The sequence below is a fragment of the Pseudomonas sp. REST10 genome (genome assembly GCF_029542605.1).
In the GTDB taxonomy this organism is placed as follows: domain Bacteria; phylum Pseudomonadota; class Gammaproteobacteria; order Pseudomonadales; family Pseudomonadaceae; genus Aquipseudomonas; species Aquipseudomonas khazarica.
The window spans coordinates 5059193-5066492 of sequence record NZ_CP035677.1 but is presented as its reverse complement, the minus strand read 5'-3'; the positions used below and the strand labels follow the sequence as shown (position 1 = coordinate 5066492).

8 protein-coding genes are annotated in these 7300 nt (G+C 63.4%); 1 reads left to right on the top strand and 7 read right to left on the bottom strand.

Translation table 11 applies throughout. From position 1 onward, the window contains the following. The first annotated feature begins 440 nt into the window (after positions 1-440). Positions 441-782, top strand: coding sequence for a PilZ domain-containing protein (locus tag EWH21_RS23940; protein WP_047587266.1), 342 nt, complete (start codon positions 441-443; stop codon positions 780-782). Positions 783-850: 68 nt separating this feature from the next. On the opposite strand, the gene flhA is transcribed toward EWH21_RS23940, so the two are convergent. From flhA to EWH21_RS23905, 7 genes are read right to left on the bottom strand one after another with little or no spacing between them, the layout of a single operon-like run. Next, positions 851-2947, bottom strand: a complete 2097-nt coding sequence (flhA, locus tag EWH21_RS23935) for a flagellar biosynthesis protein FlhA (RefSeq protein ID WP_277699498.1) — start codon at positions 2945-2947, stop codon at positions 851-853. Between the two features lie 3 nt (positions 2948-2950). Beyond that, positions 2951-4084, bottom strand: a complete 1134-nt coding sequence (flhB, locus tag EWH21_RS23930; protein WP_277699497.1) for a flagellar biosynthesis protein FlhB — start codon at positions 4082-4084, stop codon at positions 2951-2953. Further along, the gene (fliR, locus tag EWH21_RS23925) at positions 4077-4871 is read right to left on the bottom strand and encodes a flagellar biosynthetic protein FliR (RefSeq protein ID WP_047587258.1); all 795 of its coding nucleotides are present in this window, start codon (positions 4869-4871) and stop codon (positions 4077-4079) included. Before fliR ends, flhB begins: the two co-directional genes overlap by 8 nt. Positions 4872-4881: 10 nt before the next feature. Next, positions 4882-5154, bottom strand: coding sequence for a flagellar biosynthetic protein FliQ (locus EWH21_RS23920; RefSeq protein WP_037051071.1), 273 nt, complete (start codon positions 5152-5154; stop codon positions 4882-4884). A 13-nt stretch (positions 5155-5167) separates the two neighbouring features. Beyond that, positions 5168-5920, bottom strand: coding sequence for a flagellar type III secretion system pore protein FliP (fliP, locus tag EWH21_RS23915; protein ID WP_179555214.1), 753 nt, complete (start codon positions 5918-5920; stop codon positions 5168-5170). Further along, positions 5920-6291, bottom strand: a complete 372-nt coding sequence (gene fliN, locus EWH21_RS23910; RefSeq protein WP_047587253.1) for a flagellar motor switch protein FliN — start codon at positions 6289-6291, stop codon at positions 5920-5922. The genes fliP and fliN overlap by 1 nt, the downstream gene beginning before the upstream one ends. Continuing rightward, on the bottom strand, positions 6288-7127 hold the full coding sequence (locus EWH21_RS23905; RefSeq protein ID WP_277699496.1) for a FliM/FliN family flagellar motor switch protein: 840 nt from the start codon (positions 7125-7127) through the stop codon (positions 6288-6290). Before EWH21_RS23905 ends, fliN begins: the two co-directional genes overlap by 4 nt. Between the last annotated feature and the right edge of the window lie 173 nt (positions 7128-7300).

The window sequence follows — 7300 nt, the reverse complement described above, 5'->3', positions numbered from 1 at the left end:
AACGACGCATCGCCGATGGTAGTGTGGTGCTTCACCATGTGAGAGTAGGTCATCGTCAAGCTCCTATACGAAACCCCAGATCTCTAACGAGGTCTGGGGTTTCTTCTTTGCGCGGCAGAAAGTCGGGTGTGGGCAGCGCCGCCTGGCGGGGTTGGTGGGGCAGCCTGCAGGAGCCCGTGATCGCCGGCAAGCCTGCTCCTACGGTACGCGGCCTGGGCTGAGGAGCAGGAAGTTCCGTAGGAGCCCGCTTGCGGGCGATGCGCTGATCGCTGCACCTGAGTGATCGCTCTGCTAGCGAGCTTAAGTAATCCCTCCTGCCGGTCGCCTTGCGTTGATGAATCACAGGTTATCAACGCGTACGTCCTCGTCGAATGACGTCGATTGATAGCACCTGATCCTCGCGATCCAGCCAGACGTGGCGAGCACTAAGGCAATCTCCTATGCGTCAATCGAGTCGAATCACCTTCCGTTCCACCTTTCGCATCAAGATCAGTGATCGAGAGCGCGACACGCTGATCGGTTATGCCGGCGACGTTTCCGAGTGTGGGATGAAGCTGCTGAGCGATGCGCTCGTAGAGCCGGGCAGCACGCTCAAGCTGAGAGTGCGCATGCGCGATCGGGAGGGAAACCTGCGTCAGGTGGACGTGGATATGGTCTGCCAGTGGTCGCAGGAGAACACCCGCACCGGCTTCTTCGAAGCGGGCATGGCCCTGCAGGGAGAGTCGGCCGAATACGTCCGTCTGATCGAGGGAATGCGCAAGCTGCGCAAGGAGAAGGCGTGAGCCTCGGGTGGCAGGGCTGATGGGGTGGATGCCGAGTGCGGCATCCACCCTGTCGGGAGGCTGCTCGACTATCCCAGGGTGCCGAGGATGCTGACGCCTACCCTGTCCGGGATCTCGTTCTGCGACAGCACATGCAGGCCGGGGCTGAAGACGCGGGCATAGCGCGCCAGCAGGGGGCGCAGCTGTGGCATGACGGTGAGGATCGGCGGATGGCCGTCCTTGCGCAGTTTCTCCTTCACCACCGGCATGGTGTTCTGCAGCTGGTTGAGCAGGCTGGGTTCGACCGGGATGTTGTCCAGGCTCACCGGGCCGGCCTGCTGGGCAATGGCCAGGGCGTTGAGCAAGGTGTTCTCCAACGCATTTTCCAGGATGAATACCGACAGTTCCTGACGCTCCCCGGCGATCATGCCGACGATGCTGCGGCGCAGGGCATAGCGTACGTCGGAGGCGAGCAGCACCGGGTCCTTGGTCGACTCGCTGGCCTCCAGCAGGGTGGTGGCGATGGTGACGATATCCTTGAGCGGCACCTGCTCCTGCAGCAGCTGGCGGTAGACGCGATGCTGCTGGGTGTAGCTCAGCTGGGTCTTCAGGCTGTCGGCCAGCTTCGGTGCCTGCAGCTGCAGGCGCTGCATCAGATGGTCGACGTCATCGTGCTTGAACACGTCCGGCAGGTGTTCGCGGATCACCTTGTTCAGGTGGGTGGCGATCACGCTGGCACAGTCGATCACCTGGTAGCCGAGGTTGAGCGCACGGGCCTTGTCTTCCGGCTGAATCCACACCACCTGCATGCGATAGGCCGGGTCGACGCCGAGTATGCCGTCGATCTCGCCGTACAGCTCCGGTGAAGGGATGGCCATCATGCGGTCGGCATGCAGTTCGGCACCGTCGATCTTCTCGCCGTTGATCTGGATGCTGTACTGCGAGGCCTTCAGGCGCAGGCTGTCGCGGATATGCACTTCCGGCAGGAGGAAGCCCAGGCTTTCCGAGAGCGTCTGGCGCACACCGCGTACGCGCTGGGTCAGCGGTGCCCCGGCGGCCTCGTTGACCAGCCCCACCAGCTTGTAGCCCAGCGATACCGACAGGCGCTCGACCAGGGGGATGTCTTCCCAGGCCAGGTTCTGCGCGCGTTCCTGCTCCATCGCCTTGCCCAGGGCTTCCACCTGCTCCAGGCTGGCAGCCTCTCGGGGTGGGCCGTTGCGCGCCACCATCCAGCCGACGAAGGCCACCAGGGCGGCGAAGCTGATGAACGCCAGGTGCGGCATGCCCGGCACCAGGGCCAGGGTGAAGAGGATACCGGCCACGGTGTAGAGCAGCGCCGGCTGCGCCAGCAACTGACGGTGCACCTGGTCGGTGATTTCCGAGGATTCGTTGATCCGCGTGACGATGATCGCCGCGGCGGTGGACAGCAGCAGCGCCGGAATCTGCGCGACCAGGCCGTCGCCGATGGTCAGCAGGGCGTACTGCTGGAACGCCTGGCCGGCGCTCAGGTCGTAGACGAACAGGCCGATGGCGAAGCCGCCGAACAGGTTGATCAGGAGAATCAGGATACCGGCGATGGCGTCGCCCCGGACGAATTTCGAGGCGCCGTCCATGGCCCCGTAGAAGTCGGCTTCCTTGGCCACCTCCGAACGGCGACGCTTGGCCTCGTTCTGCTCGATCAGGCCGGCGTTGAGGTCGGCATCGATAGCCATCTGCTTGCCGGGCAGCGCGTCCAGGGTGAAGCGCGCGGTGACTTCGGAGATGCGCTCGCCGCCCTTGGTGATGACGATGAAGTTGATGATCATGAGGATCACGAACACCACCAGGCCGACGATGAAGTTGCCGCCGATCACCACTTCGCCGAAGGATTCGATGACCTTGCCCGCCGCGCCGGTGCCGGTATGACCTTCGAGCAGCACCACGCGGGTGGAGGCGACGTTCAGGCACAGGCGCAGCAGGGTGGTGATGAGGATCACCGTGGGGAACAGGGAGAAGTCCAGCGGGCTTTTCGACGACACGCTGACCAGCAGCACCAGGATCGCCATGGCGATGTTGAAGGTGAACAGGGCATCGAGCAGCACGGGCGGCAGTGGCAGGATGACCATGGCCAGGATCGACAGGATCAGCACCGGGATGCCGATGCGGCCGCTGCGGAAGGTGGGCGCGAGTTGCTGCAGTAGGTTCATGGATCAGCCCCTGTTGGCCAAGCTGTCGGGAATCGGAAGGTTGCTCGCCAGTTGCGGCTTGCTTCTGCGGCCCTGGCGCCAGGCCTTGAGCTGCAGGATGTAGGTCAGTACATGGGCGACCGCGGTGTAGAGCGGTGCGGGAATCTGCTGGTTGACCTGGGTGGTGAAGTAGATGGCGCGCGCCAGCGGCGGCACTTCGACGACCTCGAGTTCGTGCTTGGCAGCCATCTGGCGCATGTACAACGCGGTTTCATCGACCCCTTTGGCCAGCACGAAGGGGGCCTGGGCCTTTTTCGTGTCGTACTTGAGGGCGACCGCGTAGTGCGTCGGGTTGGTGATGACCACGTCGGCGTTCTTGATCACCTTGCTGATCTGCCGTTGCAGCATCTGCCGCTGCAGCTGCTTGATGCGCGCCTTGACCTCCGGGCGGCCCTCCTGGTTCTTGTGCTCTTCCTTGCGCTCCTGCTTGGTCATGCGCATTTTCTTGAGGAAGAAGTAGCGCTGCAGCGGGATGTCGATGAAGGAGAACACCACGAAGATCAGCATCAGGCAGAGGGTCAGGTTGAACGTCAGGTCGAGCGCCGCCGAGATCGCTTCCAGCACACTGCTGCGCTGCAGGGCGATCAGCTGGGGCAAGGCGGCACGCACCAGCACGTAGCCGACGCCGAGCAGCACCAGCACTTTGAGGATCGACTTGAGCAGCTCGCTCCAGTTCTGCGCGGAGACGATCCGTCCCAGGCCGGTGATGGGATTGAGCTTGCTCAGCTTGGGCGCGAAGTTCTTCGCCGAGAACACCCAGCCTCCCGGCACCAATGACAACGCCACCACCAGCAGTGAGGTGAGCAGCAGCGGCGACAGCAGCTTGATGAACACCAGCAGGTTGTAGCCGAGCAGGGTGTCGAGGTCGTCCAGGCCGATCTCGCTGTGGCCGAACTGAATGTAGGAAAGGCGGAAGCTGTCGCTGAGCCCCTCCATGAACAGCCCCGCACTGAACTTGAGAATGAACAGGGTGGCGATCAGCGAGATGGTGGTCGACAGGTCCTTGGAGCGCGCGACCTGGCCGTCTTCCTTGCTCTTCTTGAGTTTGTGCGCGGAGGCTTCTTCGGTTTTCTCCTGGCCGCTGTTCTGCTCAGACATCGCCGCCCTCGCGCAGGATCACGCCGATGCCGTTGAGCAGCTCGCGGGTCAGGTGCAGGTAGCTGTCCGGCAGGTTCGGCAGGGTCAGGTAGATGCACAGCAGGCCCATCAGGATGCTGATGGGAAAGCCCAGGGAGAACAGGTTCATCGCCGGGGAAATGCGGTTGAGCAGGCCGAAGCAGAACTGCACCAGGGTCAGGCAGAACACGATCGGCAGCGTCACCAGCACGGCGGCCGCCAGTACCCAGGCGAAGGCCTGGATGAAGTGCTCGGCGCCCAGGTAATGCAGGCCGCTGCCCACCGGCCAGAACAGGAAGCTCTGGTACAGCACGCTGACGGTGACCAGGTGACCGTCGATGGCGAAGAACAGCAGCACCAGGAGGATGAAGTACAGCTGATAGACGATCGAGGACGACGACACGCCGTTCACCGGGTCGTTGTAGCGCGCCATGCTCATGCCCATCTGGGTCGATACCACCTCGCCGACCAGCATGAAGATGGTGAACACCAGCTGCAGGGTCAGGCCCAGCAGGATGCCGAAGGCGGCCTGTTCCAGGGCGGTCAGCACGCCGCGCAACGACAGCGGGTCGATCTGCGGCATGTCCGGCAGGGCGGCACCGAGCGCCACGGTCAGGGCCAGGGCGAGGAGGATGCGTACGCGCACCGATACCGTCTTGTGGTTGAACAGCGGCGCCATGCTGAGCAGCGCGGCGATGCGGCAGAAGGGCCACCAGTAGGCCTGCAGGCTGCTCAGGTAGGTGCTGGCATGCAGCAAGGGCTCGTGCATGGGCATGGCGTCAGCCGACCAGATGGCCGGCCTGCTTGAAGGTTTCGATGAACAGGTCGCCCAGCGTGCGCAGGATCCAGTGGCCGGCGAACACCAGCATGGCGAGGGTGATCAGCAGGCGCGGGAGGAAGCTGAGCATCTGTTCGTTGATCTGCGTGGCCGCCTGGAAGATGCTCACCAGCAGGCCGCCGAGCAGGCTCGGCACCACCAGCACGCAGACGATCAGGCCGGTGATGTAGACGGCGTGGGCCACCAGTTCGGCGGCGTGTTCGGGCGTGAGCATCGCGCGGGCCTCGCTAGTAGGGCTGAATGCTGGTGGTGAGGGTGCCGACCAGCAGGGTCCAGCCATCCACCAGCACGAACACCATGAGTTTGAACGGCAGCGAAATCATCATCGGCGAGAGCATCATCATGCCCATCGCCATGAGCACGCTGGCTACCACCAGGTCGATCACCAGGAACGGCACGAAGATCATGAAGCCGAGCTGGAAGGCGGTCTTCAGCTCGCTGAGGACGAACGCTGGCAGCAGCAGGGAAAAGTCCAGTTGGGCCAGGTCCTCGGGCATCTCCTCGCCGGCCAGGGCGACCAGGGTTTCCAGCGAGTTCTTGCTGGTCTGCGCCAGCATGAACCGACTGATGATGCGCTTGCCTTCACCGAGGCCCTGTTCGAGGCTGATCTGGTCGGCTTCGAATGGCACGTAGGCTTCGCTGTACATCTCCTGCCAGACCGGGCGCATCACCAGCAGCGTCAGGCACAGGGCGATGCCGACCAGCACCGGGTTGGGCGGGCTCTGCTGCAGGCCGATGGCCTGGCGCAGGATGGCCAGGACGATGATGAAGCGGGTGAAGCAGGTCATCATCATCAACATGGCCGGAAGGAAGCCCAGCAGCGTCATCATCAGCAGGATCTGCAGCTTGACGCTCAGGGTCTGGCCATCTTCGGTGTCGTTGAAGTTGAACAGGGTGATGTCGCCACCGGCGGCCTGGGCCAGCAACGGGCAGCACAGGGCTGTCAGCAGCAGACCGGATTGCAGCAGGCGGCGCCGCATCACACGCCCAGCCCGCTGAGGCCGCTACCGGACAGCTCGACGATGCGCAGGCCGTAGTTGCCGTTCATCACCACCACTTCGGCCTTGGCGAACAGGGCGCCGTTGACCTTCACATCCAGCGGCTCGCCGGCCAGCTTGTCGAGGGCGATCACGCTGCCGGCGTCGACGTCCATCAGCTCCTTGAGGGTGATCTCGGTGGAGGCCACCTCCAGGGTGACGTTGACCGGGATCTTGCCGAAGAAGCTCAGGTCCTGCTGTGGCAGGCTGGCCGGCGCTTCTGCGGGCGTCGATTCGCTGACCAGCTCGTCGGTGCCGAGGCCGGCATCGTTGATCAGGCTGTCGAAATCGTTGTCGGAAATGGGGCTGCTCATGGGGTCTTCACACTCTCGAGAGAAGTCAGGAACAAGGCGCCTTCGTCTTCGAAGATGGCGCCGCGAAACAGCTTCTGCTGGTTGATCTTTACGTCGCAGTGCTCGAGCAGTCGCATCGGCAGGACGTCGCCGGGGCGCAGGGCAAGCGCTTGCGCCAGCGGCATCTGCAGGCTGGCGACCACGCAATCCAGGCGCACCGGCAACTGGCGGATCTGGTTGAGCGAGCTGCCGCTCTGCGCGGACGGCGCCGGCGGGGTCAGGCGGCTGGTCATCTCGTCGACCAGTTGCGTATCCAGGTAGATGAAGATCGACGACTGGCTGCCGGTGATATGGCTGCTGAACTGCAGCTCTGCCACGTACTCCCAGGCCGCTTCTTCGTAGGCGTTCTCGTAGGGCTCGAGCTTGCCGAAGGTCTGGCCGGCGAGAATCGAGCGGGCGAACAGCTGGGCGACATCCAGACCCAGGCGTGTGCGCATGCGCTGTTCCGAGGTGCTGACCGGCGGCGCCTCGTGATTGGGCAGGCAGGTGCCGCCGTAGTAGCACTCCAGCGCTTCGGTCAGCAGCGCCCGATCCATCGCGAAACCGACCTTGCCCAGGGCCGAGCGATAACGGCACTCGGCTTCTCTGTTCACGTGCTCATGCACGTCGACCCGCAGCAGTTCGAGATTGATTCGATAGGCGCGCAGAAAGTAGTCGCTGATGATGCGCGGGTATTTGGCGGAGAGCTCGCGAATATAGTGAGGAATCTTGTGGTAATGCCGGCCAAGTTTCTGCGGTTTCAACCGGGGCAGACTGTCGGCGGGCACGCCATGAAGGACTTTTTTAATCCCGGTCATGTTGTGAGCTGTATTCCTGGTTGTAACTGCGCGAGCGCTGTTCGGCAGTCGAACAGGCAGTGCAGAGGACGTTTTGATTTACCGGCAGGCCATGGCGGGAAGCCGTGGTCGTGGCGTCGAATTCATCCAGGCACAGCGCTGCAAGCCAGTGATGACGAGGGCGAGTCTAGGGG